Consider the following 18,673-nt stretch of genomic DNA (forward strand, 5'->3'; position numbering starts at 1 on the left):
ATGATGAACGCCATCCGCCCCTTCCGCATCGATGTCCCGCAGGCCCGGCTCGACGATCTGGCCGACCGGCTGCGTAAGGCGCTGTGGCCGGACGAGCTTCCGGGCGTGGGCGACGCGTACGGCGTCACCGGCGACCGCGTCCGCACGCTCGCCGAGTACTGGCTCGAGGAATTCGATTGGCGGGCACTGGAAGCCGAGCTCAACGCCTACCCGCAGTTCACCACCGAGATCGACGGCGAGGACATCCACTTCCTGCACATCCGGTCCTCCAGGGCGGATGCCACCCCGGTCATCCTGACCCACGGCTGGCCCGGTTCCGTCCTGGAGTACCTCGACGTCATCAAGCCGCTCACCGAGCCCGAGTCCGCAGACGATCCCGCCTTCCACCTGGTCATCCCGTCCCTGCCGGGCTACGGCTGGTCCGGCCCGACCCGGTCCACCGGCTGGAACCGGTGGCGCACCGCCCGGGCCTGGGCCGAGCTGATGGAGCGGCTGGGCTACGCCCGCTACGGCGCCATCGGCAATGACGCGGGTTCCATGATCTCCCCCGAAATCGGCCGCATCGCCCCCGATCGGGTGGTGGGAGTCCATGTGACGCAACTGTTCTCGTTCCCCTCCGGCGATCCGGCGGAAATGGCGGACCTGTCCGCCGAGGATCAGGCGGGGCTGGCCCACCTGAAGTGGTTCTACGACAACAAGATGGCTTTCAACACCCTGCAGAGCCAGCAGCCACAGACCCTGGCCTTCGCGCTCGCGGATTCGCCGGTGGGCCTGCTGGGCTGGAATTCCCAGCTGTTCCCCGAGAGCGCCGACATGGACTTCGTGATCGGCAATGTGGCCCTCTACTGGCTGACCGGCACCGCCGCCTCGTCGATCCGCTTCTACTACGAGGACGCCCACGCCACCGAGGTGCCGCAGGGGCCCACCACCACCCCGACGGGACTGGCCATGTTCAAGGGCGACTTCCAGTCCATCCGCCGTTTCGCCGAGCGGGATCACGCGAACATCGTGAGCTGGCACGCCTACGACGTGAACTCGATGGGCTCGACCAGCGCCAATGATGCGGCGGGACACTACGCCGCGCACGAGGCGACCGACGTGCTGGTCGCGGATATTCGCGAATTCTTTGCCGGGCTGCGCTGATTCGCCCGGTTCCCCTCGAAGGCCGGCCTGGTTCATCCCCGGGCCGGCCCGGATCCTTTCCCGTGTCCGCGAGACGCGCGGCGATGATCCCGGCCCGCTCCCGTTGATGTACTGAATTCATTGTCGCAACAACGAATTACACGACGTTAGAACCATGAAGGTCGTCGTTTCCGGAGCGGCCGGACCCGGTGGGCCGCCGATCAGAAACCGAAAACCTCTGCCATAGAGATGGATTCGTCGTCCCAGCGCCGTTCTATGGCCGCGCGCTCGGCATCCGGCAGGTACGGATCCCATCCGGCCCTGCGCCAGAAGGCTTCTCGATACTCATCGCTGAGAGGATGCGGCGTGCTCATGGCGGATTCCCTGGATCGTGACGACCGTCACATCGATTCTAGCGACCGGGTAGATCACTTGCGGCCGAGTCGCAGCGCCACTTGTGCGCCACAACAGAACCGAGCGCTCGTCCCACATCGGGTACGAGCGCTCAGTTCTGTTGTGGCGGTGGCAAGCCCGCCGGTTATGTGGTCTTCGGCGAGGTCAGGTCGTAGAGGGTGATGCCGTCCGCCTCCCGCGAGTTGAAGTGCTCCTTCACCCACGCCGTGATCTGCGAGCTCTGGCTCTGGTTGTTGCCGTTGCCTCCGCGGTCGCCGCCCATCTGGTTGCCGCTGATGAAGTAATGGATCCGGCCGACCTGCACGTACTCCTCGAACTGGGACAGTGTCGGCGAGGGATCGCTGCCGTTGAAGCCACCGATCGGCATCACCGGCAGCTGGGTCGCCAGCTGGAATCCGGCAGCCGAATTCGAGCTGACCGTCGCCGCCACCCAGGTGTACTCGAAGCCGTCGGTCTTCAGCAGCGCGGTGACCTTGTCGCTCGGTTTGCTCGCGCTCATCATGTTGCCCGCCGGGCCGCCGAATCCGCCCGGGCCGCCGTCGTTTCCGGCATTGCCGCCGGGGCCGCCGGCCGCGGTGTCACCGTGATTCATGCCCATGCCGTGCTGACCGCCACCCGGCTGCCCGCCGGGCATGCCATGGTTGCCGCCGCGCGGCCCGCCCGGACCCCAGGCGCCGCGCACCGCGGGTCCGGCCGAAGGCATCGGCCCCTGGTGCGCGGTGGCGATGCCGTCCACGGCGTAGGCGACGGGACCCGCCAGACCGACCAGTAACGCGGCCGCCGCGCCGGCCAGACCGGCCTTGCGGGGCAGGCGAATCAGCAGGAGCACGGTGGCGACAATGCCGCCCACCAGGATCACCCAGCGCAGCCACGGCACGAAGGACGTGCTGCGGGACAGGATGATCCACGCCGTGGCCGTGGTCAGGCCCATGGCGAGGACGGCGGCCAGGCGCACCCACAGCCGATCACGGTGCCGCCAGGCGAGCACCGAGCCCGCACCGATCAGCGCGGCCACGGCCGGAGCCAGCGCCACCGTGTAGTACGGGTGGAAGATGCCCTTCATGAGGCTGAACACCAGCCCGGTGCCCACCAGCCAGCCGCCGAACAGGATGAGCGTGGCGCGCTGGGGATCGGTGCGGGTCAGCTTGCCGCGCAGGGCGATTCCGGCCACCAGCAGCACCAGGGCGGCCGGGATGAGCCAGGCGATCTGACCGGCCTGCGCCGGTTCGAACAGCCGCCCGATGCCGGGCGTGCCCCACATGCCGCCACCGCCGGTCGGCAGCTGGTCGCCGCCGCCGAAACCGCCGACGCTGCCACGCTCATTGCCGTCGAGGCGGCCCAGACCGTTGTAGCCGAGGGTGAGTTCGATGATCGAATTGTGCTGTGAGCCACCGAAGTACGGGCGATCGGAGGCCGGCCACAGCTCGGCCAGCAGCACCCACCAGCCCGCGCCCGCCACCATGGCCGCGGCCGCACCGAACAGCTGCGCGATGCGCTTGCCCAGCTTGGGCGGGCCCGCGATCAGGTAGGTCAGCGCCAGCGCGGGCACCACCAGCAGCACCTGCAACTGCTTGGCCAGGAAGCCGAGTCCGACGAACGCGCCGGTGAGCAGCACCCAGCGCCAGCGGCCGTCGGCCACCGCGCGGGTCATGGCCCAGGCCGCGGCCAGCATGAGGAAAACCAGCATGGCGTCCGGGTTGTTGAACCGGAACATCACGGCGGCAATGGGAGTCGCCGCCAGCACCAGGCCGGCCAGCAGTCCGGCGCTCGCGCCGAAGGTGCGGCGCACGATGGCCCACAGCAGCGCCACCGAGGCCACGCCGAGCAGGGCCTGCGGCAGCAGCATGCTCCAGCTGTGCAGGCCGAAGATCCGCACCGAGATCTCCATGGGCCACAACGACAGCGGCGTCTTGTCCACGGTGATGGAGTTGGCCGCGTCGGACGAGCCGAAGAACATGGCCTTCCACGACACCGAACCCGCCTGCACGGCGGCCGCGTAGAAGGAGTTGGCCCAGCCGTTGGCGGACAGGTTCCAGATGTAGGCGATGGCGGTGCCGATCAGCAGGGCCGTCAGCGCCAGGTACTCCCGGCGGTCGGTGCGGGCCGCGGCCGGCTCGGCCGGGGGCGGGGCGAGCCGGGGCTCGGTCAGTGTCGCGGTCATCGGTCGCCTCCTCGGTCAGCTCGATCGGTGGGGGTGTCGGAGGGGGTGGCCCAGTACGGCAAGTCGCCGTGTTCGGGGTGGCATCGGCCGGGGAAGTCCACTCGCACCAGCCGGAAGCCGTCGTTCGGAAGCGCCTGTGGCGCAGGGAAGATCGTGGTCACCGAACTGCCTCGGGCACGGGATGCCGTCCGGCATTACGGAAGACCCAGCGCAGACCGACGAACCGCAGCAGGGTGGCGACCAGGTTGGCGACCACCAACACCAGCAGTTCCAGATGCACCGCCGCATTCGGGGCCCAGTGGTGCAGGGTGTAGAGCGAGCCACTGGTCAGCGCCAGGCCGACGCCGAAGATGATCAGCCCCTGGAAGTGGTGCGACACCGCCTGACTGGACCCGCGCACCCCGAAGGTGAAGGCGCGGTTGGCGGCGGTATTGCCGATCGCGGTGACCAGCAGGGCCAGGAAGTTGGCGGCCTGCGCACCCGTGATGCCCTGCAGCAGGACGTAGAGCAGCAGGTAGGCCAGGGTCGAGGTGACGCCGACGATGCCGAAGCGCACCAGCTGCCCGACCATCCCCAGCGGCACGCCCTCGACCAGCGGCTCGCGGCCGATGGCGGCGCGCAGCTCGTTGATGGGCAGTCGGCCGGTGGTCAGCGCGCGGCCGACCCGCCAGACGCCGAGCAGGTCCTTGCGGGCGGTGTCGACGATGTCCACCCGGGAGTCCGGGTCGTCGATCCAGTCCACCGGCACCTCGTGGATGCGCAACCCGATGCGCTCGGCCAGCACCAGCAGTTCGGTGTCGAAGAACCACTCGCCGTCCTCGACCAGCGGCAGCACCAGCTTGGCCACGTCGCCGCGCATGGCCTTGAAGCCACACTGCGCGTCGGAGAACCTGGCCTGCAGCGAGGCCCGCAGGATCAGGTTGTAGCAGCGGGAGATGATCTCGCGCTTGGGCCCGCGCACCACCCGCGAGGAGGAGGCCAGCCGGGTGCCGATGGCGACGTCGGAGTGCCCGGACACCAGCGGCGCGACCAGCGGTAGCAGCGCGTTGAGGTCGGTGGACAGGTCCACGTCCATGTAGGCGACGACCTGGGCGTCGGAGGCCTGCCAGACCTCGCGCAACGCGCGGCCGCGGCCCTTGCGGTCCAGGTGCACCACCCGCACGCCGTCCATCTGGTCGGCCAGCTGCCGGGCCACCTCGAGGGTGCCGTCGGTGGAGGCATTGTCGGCGATGGTGATGCGCGCCGTGAAGGGGAAGTTCAGCGTGAGGAACGCATGCAGTCTGCGCACGCAGGGGCCGAGGTCGACCTCTTCGTTGTAGACCGGAACGACCACGTCCACGACGGGCGCGGTCACTGCTTCTGCGGGTTCCGCCGCCCGCACGGCGGTCACGGTGTCGCTCATGCAGACCAATCTCGATCACCAGACTCACATCAGTCTGCGGCCTGCCTGGGAGGTTCCTGGGAGCCGCTTGCCTCGGCGTCGATTTCGTGCGATGCGCGACCCCGGATCGAGATCGCGCGGACCCCGCCGTGATCGCGCTAGCTCGGTCCGAGATGCAGCCGCCACAACGGGGAGACCGGTCCGTGTCCTTTGCCCAGGTCGTACGACGCTTCCAGACAGCGGAAGGTCCATTCCTTGGCGAAGGCGACGGCGTCGGGGACCGAGTAGCCGTGGGCAAGCGCGCTGCAGATGGACGCGGCCAGGGTGTCGCCGCCGCCGTGGTCGTTGCCGGTCGCCAGGCGCCGGGCGGGGAGCTCGTGGAAGGTGTCGCCGTCGAAGAGCAGGTCGGTGGACTGCTCGGAGGTGCGCAGGTGGCCGCCCTTGACGATGGCCCACTGCGGGCCGAGCGCGATGAGCGCCTCGGCGGCCTTGCGGGCGGAAGCGTCGTCGACCACGTCGATGCCGGTGATCAAGCGGACCTCGTCGAGGTTCGGGGTGACCACGGTGGCCAGCGGAATCAGGGTGTTGCGCACCGCATCCAGGGCCTCGGCGTGCAACAGCGCGTCGCCGTGCATGGAGGCGGCGACCGGATCGACCACCAGCGGGATGCTGCCCTGGCGTCCGATGCCGACCTCGCGGCAGACCCCCGCCACCGCCTCGATGATGGCGGTGGAGGCCAGCATGCCGGTCTTGGCCGCGCCGATTCCGATGTCGCCCACCACGATTCGCACCTGGTCGGCCACGACCTGCGGCGGGATCTCGTGGAAACCGCTGACGCCGAGGGTGTTCTGCACGGTCACCGCGGCGACCGCCACGCACGCGTGCACACCGCACAGGGCCATGGTGCGGGAGTCGGCCTGGATGCCCGCGCCGCCGCCGGAGTCGGTGCCCGCGATGGTGAGGGCGCGGACCGGGGTGGTGCCGTTCGGGGCAAGCGGTAGGAGTTGCACTGTGCCTATCTTGCCCTTCGCTTCGCTCCGGGCGGGTTCGCGGTCGTGTTCGATTTGCCCTCCGCTTCGCTCCGGGCGGGTTCGCGGCGCTTGAGTCTCGTTCTTCCCTCCCTCCGCTCCTCCGCTTCGCTCCCCCGCTCCGCTCAGTCCAGAACGAGACGCGCCGCGAACCAGGGGGCGATCAGATCCCATTGTTGAAAATCATTATCATTAAGTCGTGACTTCAACTCAGCTGCCTGTGACTGTGCTGTCCGGGTTTCTCGGCGCGGGCAAGACGACCCTGCTCAACCACATCCTGGCCAACCGGGAGGGCCGCCGGGTGGCGGTCATCGTCAATGACATGAGCGAGGTGAACATCGACGCGGCACTGGTCGCGGGACAGGGGCACCTGGACCGCACCGAGGAGAAACTGGTCGAGCTCACCAACGGCTGCATCTGCTGCACGCTGCGCGAGGACCTCATCGAATCGGTGGGAAAACTGGCCCGGGAGGGGCGCTTCGACCAGCTGGTCATCGAATCCACCGGGATCTCCGAGCCGATGCCGGTGGCGGCCACCTTCGAGTGGGAGTTCGAGGACGGCTTTCAGCTCGGTGAACTCGCGCGCCTGGACACCATGGTGACGGTCGTGGACTGCTCCACCTTCCTCGCCGACGTGGTGCGGGGGCAGGCCCTGGCCGAGCGGAATCTGCAAGCGGGAGCCGGGGATGCGCGCACCATCGCCGACCTGCTCGTCGATCAGGTCGAGTTCGCGAACGTGCTGGTACTCAACAAGACCGACCTGGTGAGCGCGAATGCGCTCGGGACCGTGGAGGCCACGATCCGGCGGTTGAACCCGGGCGCGCGAATCCTGCGGGCCGCACACGGCGTCGTCGACCTCGCCGAGGTCCTCGACACCGGGCGCTACAACCCCGATCTCGCGGCCCAATTCGACGGCTGGGACGAGGAATTGGCCGGCGGCCACACCCCCGAAACCGAGGAATACGGCATCAGCAGCCTCACCTTCACCGCCGACCGCCCCTTCCACCCCGAACGCCTGGACGCCGCCCTCGCCCGACTACAGAGACTGCTCCGCAGCAAAGGCTTCTTCTGGCTGGCAAGCCGCCCCGACCTGGCCGCCATCTGGTCTCAAGCCGGCCCGAACCTGACCTTCGAAGCCGGCGCCTACTGGGACGTCCTCGACATGCGGCCCGGCCAGGAGATCGTCTTCATCGGCATCGAACTCGACCGGCCCCACGTCCACGACCTCCTGACCTCAGCCCTCCTCACCGACGCCGAACTGGCTGCGGGCCAACAGGAATGGCTCACTTACGCCGACCCCTTCCCGTCGTGGGGACCATCCCACCACCACGCCTGACCAGCCGATCCGGCTACGACCGCACTCGAACCCACCGCCCGTGACGCAGGTCATTCGAAGGTGATGTCACAAGACCGGAGGATTTCGACTCTTGTGTGCGAATCGCTGAAAAGGAGTCGCCACTATGAATATCGCCCTGTGGATCTGCGCCGGACTGCTCGCAGCCGTAGCCCTCTTCGGCGGCCTCACGAAAATCGTCGTCCCCAAGGAGAAGCTGGCCGCCGCCCCCGGCGGCGGCTGGACCGGCGACGCCACCGCCACATTCGTCAAAACCCTCGGCGCCCTGGAAGTCCTGGCCGCCCTCGGCCTCACCCTCCCCGCAGTCCTGGACATAGCCCCGTTCATGGTCCCGGTAACCGCCGTCTGCTGGATCCTCCTGATGATCGGCGCCATGATCACCCACCTCCGCCACGGCGACCGAGCGGCCTTGATCGCAAACGTGCTCTACCTGGCCCTGGCCCTCTTCATCGCGGTGGGCCGCTTCTGGCTCCACCCGTTCTGACCAGCACCCAACTGCCGAGTGCCCAAACCGAGAGCTGAGAAGCTCGCGGCCCGTTCGGACGATGGTTCGCACTCCCCGTTGCACGGCCGGTCTTGCAGGGCCACTCGGGGGAAGGTTTCCACCGCGTGTCAGAACGATGTTCATCCAGTCGTAGTAGTCTTCGCGAAAATTGCGTGTACGTCGGGGCTTTCGCGCTGAGTGAGCGTTTCGTTCGTCATCTCTCGGCGCCTTGGGTGCGCAGGGCAGGGCTGTCGTGGTGTGCGGCGCGGCGGGTTCCGATGAACAGGAGGATTGTCGCGACCGCCATGATCGGCCAGGGTGTGGGCATGAGGACGATGGCGCCGATCACGGTCCAGACCCCCAGAATCCAGGCAATGAAGGGCGGGGGCGTGACGCGTCGGTTGTCCAGCCAGAGCACGATCAAGCCGACCACGATCAGCGGTATCCCGAAGCTGTCCAGGGAGAGCCAGTAGGCGCTGTCCGCCGGGCTCATCGCGGCGAAGTCGTCGCCCCACAGCTCCCCGCTGAACCACGCTCCGGCGTGGCGTGCCGCGTGCTCGATCGTCAACGCGCTCACGGTGTGTGCGGCCCCGAAAAATACGATGAGCCGACCAGCCCATTTGATCATCAGAACTCCCGATCTCCCGTGCGGGGATGCGTGTCTCATCCCCGCGGGTCCTGTTATACGGTGGCGTATAACAGAGAGGCTAGCCCTGATATACGGTGCCGTATAGAAGGCGAAGCGTGAGAGGAGTCACCGCATGGGCGTGGCCCGCACCCCTCGCGAGGTGTGGATCGAGCAGGGCTTGCAGACGCTCGTCGACAGCGGCGTGGAAACGGTCCGCATCGAAGTCCTGGCCAAGCAGCTGGGCGTGACCAAGGGCGGGTTCTACGGTTACTTCCCCGACCGCGCAGCCCTTCTGGAGGCAATGCTGGACGTCTGGGAGCGCGAGAGCACCGACGAAGTGCTCGAAACCGTTGCACTCGAGGATGACCCGCGGGACAAGATCGTGCTCGCAGGCCAGTTGACCTTGTCCCCCAACCGTTTGCTTGCGATCGATCTGGCGATCCGGGACTGGGCCCGCCGCGACGAATCGGTCGCCGCCCGACTGCGCCGCGTCGACGACCGCCGAATGGCCCTGCTGCGCGAGACGATCGGCACCTTCTGCTCCGACCCCGACGAGATCGAGGCCCGCAGCCTGCTCGCCTTCTGCCTGGCCATCGGAAACCAGTTCCTCGCCGCCGACCATCCCGGCCGCACCCGCACCCAGGTCCTCGCCCACGCCTCCGCGATCGTTTTCAACCGCCCAGCAGAGCCGGACCGATAGCCGTCAACGCTGTTCCGACCAGCCGGATCGCCACTGTTCAGCGGTCGGTAGTGAGTGGCGCCGGTCGCCGGATGGTCAGTGCCGGGCGGCCAAGGCGGTGTGGAGGGTGGCCGCCCACTGCTGCACGATTTCCTTGCGGCGCAAGGAGTCGTCGGTGAGGACATCGGCGAGCCCCAGGCCGCGGGCCAGGTCGAGGGTGGCCTGCACCAGGTGGTGCGCGACCGGATCCGAGTCGTCCACGCCCAGTGCCTCGACCGCCATCCGATGCGAGATGCGGCCGAAACGGGCTTCCATCGGGACGATTCGTTCACGCAGGGCCGGGTCGGCGGCCGCGTGGGTCCACACCTGCAGCGCCGCCTTGAACAGTGGGCTGGTGTAGGACTCGACCAGGCCGGCCACCACCGCCTCGGTGCGGGCGACGCCCTCGGCAACGTCGGCGACCGCGAGGGCGTCGGCCTTGGCCTGGTCCATCCGGGTGTCGAACATGTACTCCAGTGCGGCGGTGATCAGGTCCTCACGGGTGGGGAAGTGATGCTGGGCCGCACCACGCGACACCCCGGCCCGTTCGGCCACCACGGCGACCGTGGCGGCCGCCCAGCCCGTCTGGGCCAGGCAGTCGATGGTCGCCTCCAGCAGCCGCTGCCGGGTGGCCCGGCTGCGGTCCTGCTTGGGTTCGTGGGGTGTCGCCATGGTTGCCTATTCTGCCCAGCTGGGCGGGCGGCGCTGCATGAAGGCTGTGATGCCCTCGATCACCTCGGGGGTGCCGAAGCAGCTCGCGGAGCGTTTGGCCAGGTCCTCGGCCCCGCGATCGAAGGCCGTGAGCAGGTCCGCGTTGACGAGCTGCTTGGCTTCGGCCAGGCCCTGCGGTGAGCCCTTGCGGAGCTCACCGAGCAGGCGCGCGGTCTCGGTCGCGGGGTCGTCGGCGGCGACGGTGATGAGGCCGATGCGTTCGGCCTCGGCCGCGTCGAAGGTCTCGCCGGTCTGGAAGTAGCGGGCCGCCGACCGGCCGGTCATGCGCGGCAGCAGGGTCAGCGAGATCATGAACGGGGCCAGCCCGATCCGCACCTCGGTCAGCGCGAAGCTGCTGCTCCGCCCGGCGACCACGAGGTCGCAGGCGGCGATGATGCCCATGCCGCCCGCCCGCACATTGCCGTCCACCCGTGCCACCACGGGCTTGGGCATGGCGAGGATGTCGCGCAGCACCGAGATCATCCAGCGGGTGCGGATATCGGCGGCGGCGGCCGGGTCGGCGTCCACCGCCTCCTTGAGATCCGCGCCCGCGCAGAAGGTGTTGCCGGTGTGGGTGAGCATCACCCCACGCACCGCATCGTCCCCGGCCGCCCGCTCCAGGCCCGCCAGTAATTCGGTGACCAGCCGGGAGGACAGGGCGTTGCGATTGTGCGGGGAGTCCAGGGTCAGTACCGCGAATCCGTCGCGCACCTCGTAGCGCACGAACGGCGCGTCCGCGGCGGCACCGGCTGTGTCGGTCATCGAATACTCCTGCTGCTGTGTGGCTTTCGGGTGCGGGAGGGACGAGTGACGGTGGCCGCGCACACCGCCGCCACTCGTCGCCCCGGTCAGTAGGACCGGGGCAGGCCGAGCGAGTGCTGGGCCACGAAGTTGAGGATCATCTCGCGGCTGACCGGGGCCACCCGGGCGATGCGCGCAGCGGCCAGCATGCCCGCCAGGCCCACATCCGAGGTCAGGCCGGAACCGCCGTGGGTCTGGATGGCCTGGTCGAGAGCCTTGATACTGGCCTCGGCCGCAGCGTATTTCGCCATATTGGCGGCCTCGGCCGCGCCGAAGTCGTCCCCGGAGTCGTAGAGGAACGCGGCCTTCTGCATCATGACCTTGGCCAGCTCCAGCTCGATCTTCACCTGCGCCAGCGGATGCGAGATGCCCTGGTGCGCGCCGATCGGCGCACCCTTCCACACCGCGCGCTCCTTGGCGTAGGCCACGGCCCGGTCGATGGCGTAGCGGCCCATGCCGACCGCCATGGCCGCGCCCATGATGCGCTCCGGGTTCAGGCCCGCGAACAGCTGCGCGATAGCGGCGTCCTCCTGGCCGACCAGGGCGGTGGCGGGCAGCCGCACATCGTCGAGGAACAGCGTGAACTGGTTGTCCGGCTCGAGGATGTCCATCTCCTGCTTCGTCTTCACGAAGCCGGGGGCATCGGTGGGAACGATGAACAGGGCGGGCTGCAGGTTGCCGGTCTTGGCGTTCTCGGAACGGGCCACGATGAGTACCGCCTCGGCCTGGTCCACGCCGGAGATGAAGATCTTGCGGCCGTTGAGGATCCAGTCCTCGCCGTCGCGGCGGGCGGTCGTGGTGATCTTGTGCGAGTTGGAGCCCGCGTCCGGCTCGGTGATACCGAAGACCATCTTGGACGAGCCGTCGGCCAGCTTGGTCAGCCAGTGCTGCTTCTGCGCCTCGGTGCCGTACTTGGTGATGATGGTGCCGCAGATGGCGGGCGAGACAACCATGAGCAGCAGGCCACAGCCCTGCGCCGCCAATTCCTCTTGCACGAGCGCGAGTTCGTAGATGCCCGCGCCACCACCGCCGTACTCCTCGGGCAGGTTCACGCCCAGGAAGCCGAGCTTGCCGGCCTCGTCCCACAGCTCGTCGAAGGGCTCGTTGCGCCGGGCCTTGGGTCCGGCGTAGTCGCGGAAGTTGTACTTGGCGGCCAGCTTGGCCACCGCGGCCCGCAGCGCCTTCTGCTCGTCTGTCTCGATGAAACTCATTGCCTACTCCTGATCTTCGCTGTGGACCACGGCGAGAACCGCGCCGACCTCGACCTGCTGGCCGGCGGAAACGTTCAATTCGGTGAGCACGCCGGCGGTGGGTGCGGCAATGGTGTGCTCCATCTTCATCGCCTCCAGCCACAGGATGGGCTGGCCCTTCTCGAGCCGGTCGCCGACGGCCGCGCCCAGGCGAATGACCGCGCCCGGCATCGGAGCCAGCAACGAGCCCTCGGCCACGTGGTCGGCCGGGTCGTCGAAGCGCGGCAGGCGGCGCACGGCCACCGGGCCGAGCGGGGAATCCACCGCGACCAGGTCGCCGTAGCGGGCGATCTCGAAGCGGCGGCGCACCGGGCCGCGCTCCCCCGGAACCTGGAGCACCACGAGATCCGGTGTGGCCTCCAGCAATTCGAGCCCGTCATGGCCCTCGACCTCGACACCCGCGCGGGTCAGGCGGTAGCGCACCTCGTGCTTGCCGGTCAGGCGCGACTCGTAGGACTTGGACTGCGGCTGCGACGGCAGATTGCGCCAGCCGCTGGGCAGGCCGCCGCCGACCCGGGCCGCGCGCCGGTTGGCGGCGGCGTCGGCGAGCGCGGCGGCCACGATGGACAGCTGCTCGTCGGCCTCGGAAACCAGTGGCGCCGATAGCTTTTGGAGATCGTGGGTCGCGAAGAACGCCGTATCGGTGTCGCCCGCCAGGAACGCCGGATGCCGCAGCACCCGCACCAGCAGGTCACGGTTGGTGACCAGGCCGTGAATCTTGGCCCGCTGCAACGCGCTCGCCAGCAGATGCGCCGCCTCGTCACGGGTCTCGGCGAAGGAGATGACTTTCGCCAGCATGGGGTCGTAGTGCACGCCCACCACGGAACCGTCCACCACGCCGGTGTCCAGGCGCACACCCGGCTCGGTCAGCACGGTGAATTCGCCCAGGGCGCCGGGGATGTCGAGCTTGTGGACGGGGCCGGACTGCGGCTGCCAGTCGTGGGCCGGATCCTCGGCGTAGAGGCGCACCTCGATGGAGTGGCCGCGCATCTCCGGCTGCCGCGCGGGCAGCGGGCGACCGGCGGCCACCTGCAGCTGCAGGCGCACCAGGTCGAGGCCGGTGACCTGCTCGGTGACCGGATGTTCCACTTGCAGACGGGTATTCATCTCCAGGAAGAAGAAGTCGCCCTTCTCGTCGGCCAGGAATTCGACGGTGCCCGCACCCTCGTAGCCGATGGCCTGCGACGCCAGCCGCGCCGCTTCGAACAACCGCGCCCGCATGCCCTGTCCCTCGCCCATGGCGTCGATCTTCTCGACCAGCGGGGAGGGAGCCTCCTCGACGACCTTCTGATGGCGGCGCTGGATCGAGCACTCGCGCTCGCCGACCGCCCACACGGTGCCGTGGGTGTCGGCCATGACCTGCACCTCGATGTGGCGCCCGGTCTCCAGGTAGCGCTCACAGAAGACGGTCGGATCGCCGAAGGCGGACTGGGCTTCCCGCTGCGCCGCCTCGATCTGACCGGTCAGCTCGGACAGTTCGCGCACCACGCGCATGCCGCGACCGCCGCCGCCGGCGGACGCCTTGATCAGCACCGGCAGCATGTCGGCGGTGACCTCGGCCGCATCCAGCTGCTTCAGTACCGGGACACCGGCGGCGTCCATCATCTTCTTGGACTCGACCTTGGAGCCCATCTGCTCGATGGCCGCGACCGGCGGGCCGATCCAGGTGAGGCCGGCGGCCTGCACAGCCTTGGCGAATTCGGCGTTCTCGGAGAGGAATCCGTAGCCGGGGTGGATGGCGTCGGCACCGGCGGCCAGGGCGGCCTCGATGATCAGCTCGGCACGCAGGTAGGTCTCGCCAGGGGTGTTGCCCGGCAGGCGGATTGCCGCATCGGCCTCGGCCACATGGGGAGCGTTCGCATCGGCGTCGGAATAGACCGCCGTGGTAGCGATACCCATGCGACGGCAGGTGGCGAACACCCGTCGTGCGATCTCGCCACGGTTGGCGACCAGAACGTTGGTAATCACTGTGCCCATTGGGGTCGCAATGCTCATCTCTGGCCTCACATCCGGAAGACGCCGAAGCCCTCGGCGCCCTTGATCGGGGAATTGTGGATGGCGGACAACGCCATTCCCAAGACCGTGCGGGTGTCACGCGGGTCGATGACGCCGTCGTCGTAGAGGCGGCCCGACATGAACATGGGCAGCGATTCGGCCTCGATCTGCGCCTCGATCATGGCCCGCATCCCGGCGTCGGCCTCCTCGTTGAAGGGCATGCCCTTGGCCTCGGCCGCGGCCCGGCCCACGATGGAGATGACGCCCGCCAACTGCGCGCCGCCCATGACGGCGGATTTGGCACTGGGCCAGGCGAATACGAAGCGCGGATCGTAGGCGCGGCCGCACATGCCGTAGTGGCCCGCGCCGTAGGACGCGCCCATGAGCAGCGAGATGTGCGGCACCTTCGAATTCGACACCGCGTTGATCATCATCGCGCCGTGCTTGATGATGCCCTTCTGCTCGTACTCCTTGCCGACCATGTAGCCGGTGGTGTTGTGCAGGAACAGCAGTGGCGTGTTCGACTGGTTGGCCAGCTGGATGAACTGGGTCGCCTTCTGCGCTTCCTCGGAGAACAGCACGCCGCGGGCATTGGCGAGAATGCCGACCGGGTAGCCGTGCAGTTCCGCCCAACCGGTCACCAGGCTGGACCCGTAGAGAGGCTTGAACTCGTCGAAGTCGGAGCCGTCGACCATGCGGGCGATGACCTCGCGCGGATCGAAGGGGATCTTGAGGTCGGTCGGCACGATGCCGATCAGTTCCTCGGAGTCGTACAGCGGCTCGATCACCTCGGTGAGCGGGCGCGCGGCCGGACCTTGCTTCTGCCAGTTCAGTCGCTTGACGATGGACCGGCCCAGCCGGATCGCGTCCTGCTCGTCCACGGCCAGGTAGTCGGCCAGACCCGAAATGCGGGCGTGCATTTCGGCGCCGCCGAGGGATTCGTCGTCGGACTCCTCACCGGTGGCCATCTTCACCAGCGGCGGACCGCCCAGGAACACCTTGGAGCGCTCCTTGATCATGACCGTGTAGTCCGACATGCCCGGGACGTACGCGCCACCGGCGGTGGAATTGCCGAAAACCAGTGCGATGGTGGGTATTCCGGCCGCCGACAGCCGGGTGAGGTCCCGGAACATGCGCCCGCCGGGAACGAAGACCTCTTTCTGTGTCGGCAGATCCGCGCCGCCGGACTCGACCAGGCCGATCACCGGCAGCCGGTTCTCCAGCGCGATGTCGTTCATGCGCAGGTTCTTGCGCAGCGTCCACGGATTCGACGTACCGCCGCGCACGGTCGGATCCGGCGCGACGATCATGCACTCGACGCCCTCGACAATGCCGATGCCCGCGATCACGCTGGCGCCCACATGGAAGTCGCTGCCCCAGGCCGCGAGCGGGGCCAGCTCCAGGAACGGCGAATCCTCGTCGATGAGCAGTTCGATGCGCTCACGCGCGGTCAGCTTGCCGCGCTTGCGGTGCCGGGCCATCTTGTCCGGGCCACCGCCCGCGATGTTCTTGGCGTACTCGGCCTCCACCTCGGCCAGCTTGGCCGTCATGGCTTCGGCGGCGGCCTGATAGTCCGCCGAATTCGGGTCTACGGACGTGCGCAGAATACTCAAGACTGGAACCCCAATCGCTTGGCCGCGAGGCTGGTCAGAATCTCGTTGGTGCCGCCGCCGATGCCGAGGATGCGGACATCGCGGTAGTGGCGCTCGACTTCGGACTCACGCATGTAGCCGAGGCCACCGAAGAGCTGCACCGCCTGGTGGGCAACCCATTCCGCGGTCTCCACGGCGGTGTTCTTGGCGAAGCACACCTCGGCGATCAGATCGGTCTCGCCGCGGGCGGCACGCTCGGCCAGCGCGTGGGTGTACACGCGTGCGACGTCGATGCGGCGCGCCATCTCCGACAGCGTGTTCTGCACGGCCTGGCGGCTGATCAGCGGGCGGCCGAAGGTCTCCCGGTCCCGGCACCACCGCAGGGTCAGATCCAGGCAGCGCTGGGCGTGCCCGTACCCCTGCACGGCCAGCCCCATCCGCTCGCTCACGAAAGCCTGTGCGATCTGGGCGAATCCGCTGTTTTCCGGGCCCACCAGGTTCGAGACCGGCACTCGCACATCGACATACGACAGTTCGGCGGTGTCCGAGCACAGCCAGCCCATCTTCTCCAGCTTGCGGCTGACGGTGAACCCGGGCGTGCCCTTCTCCACCACCAGCAGCGACACACCCGCCGCGCCCGGACCGCCCGTACGTACCGCGGTCACCACGAAATCGGCGCGCACACCGGAGGTGATGAAGGTCTTGGACCCGTTCACGATGAAGTCGTCGCCGTCACGGACCGCCGTGGTCCGCAGATGCCCGACATCCGAACCGCCGCCCGGCTCGGTGATGGCCAGCGACCCGATCTTCTCGCCCGCCAGCGTCGGCCGCACCCAGCGCTCGATGTGCTCGGCGTTGCCCGAGGCGATCAGGTGCGGCACCGCGATACCGCAGGTGAACAGGGAGGCGAACAGGCCGCCCGAGCAGCCCGCGTAGTGCAGCTCCTCGGCCACGATGGCGGCGTCGATGCCGTCACCTCCGGAACCGCCGGCGGACTCCGGGAACTGGACGCCCAGCAGCCCCAGCGCACCCGCCTTCTTGTGCAGCTCACGCGGGATCTCGCCATTGCGCTCCCACTCGTCCAGATACGGCAGCACCTCCCGCTCCGCGAAACCGCGCACGGTGGCGCGCAATTCGCGACGTTCGGGCGTCTGCCACGGATCTGCATATCCGGCGCTCATACCGCCTCGTTCCCTTCCGCGAGGCCGAACCCTCGCCTGTCACCGGCTCGGCCGGACCCTCGCCTATCACCGGCTCGGCCGGACCACAGCCGCGACGCAGGTCCGCCGCGCCGCCTCACGGCAGCAACTCCGCGGGGATGTCCAGGTACCGGGCGCGCAGCCATTCGCCGAGCCCCTTGGCCTGCGGGTCGAAGCGGGCCTGATAGGCCACGCCCTCCCCGAGCAGGCCCTCGACGATGAAGTTCAGCGCCCGCAGATTCGGCAGCACGTGCCGGGTGACCGGCAGCGCGGCGGTCTCGGGCAGCAGGCGGCGCAGCTCGTCGACCGTCAGCGTGTGCACCAGCCAGCGCCACTGCTCCTCGGTGCGCACCCAGACGCCGATATTGGCATTGCCGCCCTTGTCGCCACTGCGGGCCAGCGCGATCGCGCCCAGCGGGGCACGGGTGGTGGCTCCCGCCGGAAGCGGCTGCGGCAGTTCCGGTTCCGCGACCGCATCCAGCTCCAGGGTTTCCCCGGCCGGCGCGATCGCGACCTCGGTGCCGTCCGCCAGGACCGCCGTGTGCGGAATCTCCTTGGAATCCACGTATCCCGGCGTGAACACCCCGTACGGACCGCCATTGCCGGGCGGGGCCGTCAGCGAGAAACCGGGGAAGCTGGCCAGGGCCAATTCCACGGCGACACTGGAGAAAGCGCGCCCCACCCGGTTCGGATCCGGGTCGCGGACCACGCAGCGCAGCAGGGCGCTGGCCTGCTCCTCGGTGTCGGCGTCGGGCCGGTCCAGCCGTGCCAGGGTCCACTCCAGCTCCGCGGGCCGCGCCGGCAGCCAGGACTCCAGCTGCCGTTGCGCCAGTTCGGCTTTGGCCTCGATATCCAGGCCGGTGAGGATGAACTCCATCTCGTTGCGGAATCCGCCGATGGTGTTGGTCGACACCTTGGTCTGTGGCGGCGGGGCCTCACCGGTCACGCCGCTGATCAGCACCCGGTCGGGGCCCTCCTGGCTCACCTCGATGGTGTCGAGTCGCGTGGTGACATCCGGCCCGGCATAGCGTGCGCTCTGGATCTCGTACATGAGCTGGGCTTTCACCGTGTCCACGGTGACCGCGCCGCCGGTGCCCTCATGCTTGGTGATGACACTGCTGCCATCGCGCCGCACCTCGGCGATCGGGAAGCCCGGCCGGCCCAGATCGGCGATCTCGGTGAAGAAGGCGAAATTGCCGCCGGTGGCCTGGGTGCTGCACTCGATGACGTGTCCCGCCACCACCGCACCGGCCAGCGCGTTGTAATCGGTTCGGCCCCAGCCGAAATGCGCGGCCGCGGGACCGACCACCACCGAGGCGTCGGTGACCCGCCCCGTCACCACGATGTCCGCGCCTGCGGTCAGGCATTCGGCGATGCCCCACGCGCCCAGGTAGGCGTTCGCGGTGAGCGGCGCGCCCAGTCCGAGCTCTCCGGCCCGCGCCAGCAGATCGTCACCGGTCACGTACGCGACCTTCGGTGCGAGACCGAGCTTTTCGGCCACCTCGCGCACCCGCTGGGCCAGCCCGGCCGGATTCAACCCGCCCGCATTGGCGACGATCTTCACCCCGGACTCGAGGGCCAGGCCGAGGCTGCCCTCCAGCTGCTTCACAAAGGTTTTGGCGTAGCCGAGGTTCGCGTCCTTCATGCGATCGCGTCCCAGGATCAGCATGGTGAGCTCGGCCAGATAGTCGCCGGTGAGCACGTCGAGCTGCCCGCCCTCGAGCATCTCCCGCATGGCGCTGAGACGATCGCCGTAGAACCCGGAACAGTTGCCGATCCGAATCAGATCCGGAGTGTCGGCGAGCTGACTCATGGCGGGCCTCCCTGTGCACCTG

At 68.7% G+C, this 18,673-nt stretch carries 16 protein-coding genes; 4 read left to right on the forward strand and 12 right to left on the reverse strand.

Features of this window, described 5'->3' with window-relative positions; genetic code table 11:
• The first annotated feature begins 3 nt into the window (after positions 1–3).
• The gene (locus tag ABZ909_RS27650) at positions 4–1,143 is read left to right on the forward strand and encodes an epoxide hydrolase family protein (protein WP_357004880.1); all 1,140 of its coding nucleotides are present in this window, start codon (positions 4–6) and stop codon (positions 1,141–1,143) included.
• Positions 1,144–1,343: 200 nt separating this feature from the next.
• On the opposite strand, the gene ABZ909_RS27655 is transcribed toward ABZ909_RS27650, so the two are convergent.
• From ABZ909_RS27655 to thiD, 4 genes are all read right to left on the reverse strand, one after another.
• A complete protein-coding gene (locus tag ABZ909_RS27655) occupies positions 1,344–1,496 on the reverse strand; it encodes a hypothetical protein (RefSeq protein ID WP_357004881.1) in 153 nt (50 codons plus the stop codon).
• Positions 1,497–1,660: 164 nt separating this feature from the next.
• Positions 1,661–3,697 carry a glycosyltransferase family 39 protein gene (locus ABZ909_RS27660; protein ID WP_357004882.1) on the reverse strand — a complete coding sequence of 679 codons (2,037 nt, stop codon included), beginning with the start codon at positions 3,695–3,697 and terminating at the stop codon, positions 1,661–1,663.
• A gap of 157 nt (positions 3,698–3,854) precedes the next feature.
• The gene (locus tag ABZ909_RS27665) at positions 3,855–5,099 is read right to left on the reverse strand and encodes a glycosyltransferase (protein ID WP_357004883.1); all 1,245 of its coding nucleotides are present in this window, start codon (positions 5,097–5,099) and stop codon (positions 3,855–3,857) included.
• A gap of 137 nt (positions 5,100–5,236) precedes the next feature.
• Positions 5,237–6,088, reverse strand: coding sequence for a bifunctional hydroxymethylpyrimidine kinase/phosphomethylpyrimidine kinase (thiD, locus tag ABZ909_RS27670; protein WP_357004885.1), 852 nt, complete (start codon positions 6,086–6,088; stop codon positions 5,237–5,239).
• A 217-nt stretch (positions 6,089–6,305) separates the two neighbouring features.
• Between thiD and ABZ909_RS27675 the strand changes: the two genes are divergently transcribed.
• Both ABZ909_RS27675 and ABZ909_RS27680 read left to right on the forward strand, forming a co-directional pair.
• Positions 6,306–7,442 carry a GTP-binding protein gene (locus ABZ909_RS27675; protein WP_357004886.1) on the forward strand — a complete coding sequence of 379 codons (1,137 nt, stop codon included), beginning with the start codon at positions 6,306–6,308 and terminating at the stop codon, positions 7,440–7,442.
• Positions 7,443–7,566: 124 nt separating this feature from the next.
• A complete protein-coding gene (locus tag ABZ909_RS27680; protein WP_357004888.1) occupies positions 7,567–7,944 on the forward strand; it encodes a DoxX family protein in 378 nt (125 codons plus the stop codon).
• Between the two features lie 214 nt (positions 7,945–8,158).
• On the opposite strand, the gene ABZ909_RS27685 is transcribed toward ABZ909_RS27680, so the two are convergent.
• On the reverse strand, positions 8,159–8,611 hold the full coding sequence (locus tag ABZ909_RS27685; protein WP_357004889.1) for a DUF6463 family protein: 453 nt from the start codon (positions 8,609–8,611) through the stop codon (positions 8,159–8,161).
• Between the two features lie 94 nt (positions 8,612–8,705).
• Here ABZ909_RS27685 and ABZ909_RS27690 point away from each other — a divergent pair, with 94 nt between their 5' ends.
• Complete coding sequence (locus ABZ909_RS27690; RefSeq protein ID WP_357004890.1) at positions 8,706–9,272, forward strand: TetR/AcrR family transcriptional regulator; 567 nt, start codon at positions 8,706–8,708, stop codon at positions 9,270–9,272.
• Between the two features lie 75 nt (positions 9,273–9,347).
• Here ABZ909_RS27690 and ABZ909_RS27695 read toward each other — a convergent pair whose 3' ends face one another.
• From ABZ909_RS27695 to ABZ909_RS27725, 7 genes are all read right to left on the reverse strand, one after another.
• The gene (locus tag ABZ909_RS27695; RefSeq protein WP_357004891.1) at positions 9,348–9,962 is read right to left on the reverse strand and encodes a TetR/AcrR family transcriptional regulator; all 615 of its coding nucleotides are present in this window, start codon (positions 9,960–9,962) and stop codon (positions 9,348–9,350) included.
• A gap of 6 nt (positions 9,963–9,968) precedes the next feature.
• Positions 9,969–10,763, reverse strand: a complete 795-nt coding sequence (locus ABZ909_RS27700; RefSeq protein ID WP_357004893.1) for an enoyl-CoA hydratase family protein — start codon at positions 10,761–10,763, stop codon at positions 9,969–9,971.
• An 86-nt stretch (positions 10,764–10,849) separates the two neighbouring features.
• On the reverse strand, positions 10,850–12,013 hold the full coding sequence (locus ABZ909_RS27705; protein WP_354843494.1) for an acyl-CoA dehydrogenase family protein: 1,164 nt from the start codon (positions 12,011–12,013) through the stop codon (positions 10,850–10,852).
• Positions 12,014–12,016: 3 nt separating this feature from the next.
• Positions 12,017–14,020: a biotin carboxylase N-terminal domain-containing protein gene (locus ABZ909_RS27710; RefSeq protein WP_357004896.1), complete on the reverse strand. Its 2,004-nt coding sequence runs from the start codon at positions 14,018–14,020 to the stop codon at positions 12,017–12,019.
• 35 nt (positions 14,021–14,055) lie between these two features.
• On the reverse strand, positions 14,056–15,660 hold the full coding sequence (locus tag ABZ909_RS27715) for a carboxyl transferase domain-containing protein (protein ID WP_357004899.1): 1,605 nt from the start codon (positions 15,658–15,660) through the stop codon (positions 14,056–14,058).
• On the reverse strand, positions 15,657–16,820 hold the full coding sequence (locus ABZ909_RS27720) for an acyl-CoA dehydrogenase family protein (protein WP_357004902.1): 1,164 nt from the start codon (positions 16,818–16,820) through the stop codon (positions 15,657–15,659). Before ABZ909_RS27720 ends, ABZ909_RS27715 begins: the two co-directional genes overlap by 4 nt.
• 115 nt (positions 16,821–16,935) lie before the next feature.
• Positions 16,936–18,651, reverse strand: coding sequence for an acyclic terpene utilization AtuA family protein (locus ABZ909_RS27725; protein WP_357004905.1), 1,716 nt, complete (start codon positions 18,649–18,651; stop codon positions 16,936–16,938).
• Positions 18,652–18,673: the final 22 nt, after the last annotated feature.

The organism is Nocardia sp. NPDC046763 (assembly GCF_040645495.1).
GTDB lineage: Bacteria > Actinomycetota > Actinomycetes > Mycobacteriales > Mycobacteriaceae > Nocardia.

Bases quoted from the DNA above. Each gene is read 5' to 3' on its own strand.
- ABZ909_RS27650 (WP_357004880.1), top strand. From the start codon at position 4: ATGAACGCCATCCGCCCCTTCCGCATCGATGTCCCGCAGGCCCGGCTC.
- ABZ909_RS27655 (WP_357004881.1), bottom strand. From the start codon at position 1,496: ATGAGCACGCCGCATCCTCTCAGCGATGAGTATCGAGAAGCCTTCTGG.
- ABZ909_RS27660 (WP_357004882.1), bottom strand. From the start codon at position 3,697: ATGACCGCGACACTGACCGAGCCCCGGCTCGCCCCGCCCCCGGCCGAG.
- ABZ909_RS27665 (WP_357004883.1), bottom strand. From the start codon at position 5,099: ATGAGCGACACCGTGACCGCCGTGCGGGCGGCGGAACCCGCAGAAGCA.
- ABZ909_RS27680 (WP_357004888.1), top strand. From the start codon at position 7,567: ATGAATATCGCCCTGTGGATCTGCGCCGGACTGCTCGCAGCCGTAGCC.
- ABZ909_RS27685 (WP_357004889.1), bottom strand. From the start codon at position 8,611: ATGAGACACGCATCCCCGCACGGGAGATCGGGAGTTCTGATGATCAAA.
- ABZ909_RS27690 (WP_357004890.1), top strand. From the start codon at position 8,706: ATGGGCGTGGCCCGCACCCCTCGCGAGGTGTGGATCGAGCAGGGCTTG.
- ABZ909_RS27695 (WP_357004891.1), bottom strand. From the start codon at position 9,962: ATGGCGACACCCCACGAACCCAAGCAGGACCGCAGCCGGGCCACCCGG.
- ABZ909_RS27700 (WP_357004893.1), bottom strand. From the start codon at position 10,763: ATGACCGACACAGCCGGTGCCGCCGCGGACGCGCCGTTCGTGCGCTAC.
- ABZ909_RS27705 (WP_354843494.1), bottom strand. From the start codon at position 12,013: ATGAGTTTCATCGAGACAGACGAGCAGAAGGCGCTGCGGGCCGCGGTG.
- ABZ909_RS27720 (WP_357004902.1), bottom strand. From the start codon at position 16,820: ATGAGCGCCGGATATGCAGATCCGTGGCAGACGCCCGAACGTCGCGAA.
- ABZ909_RS27725 (WP_357004905.1), bottom strand. From the start codon at position 18,651: ATGAGTCAGCTCGCCGACACTCCGGATCTGATTCGGATCGGCAACTGT.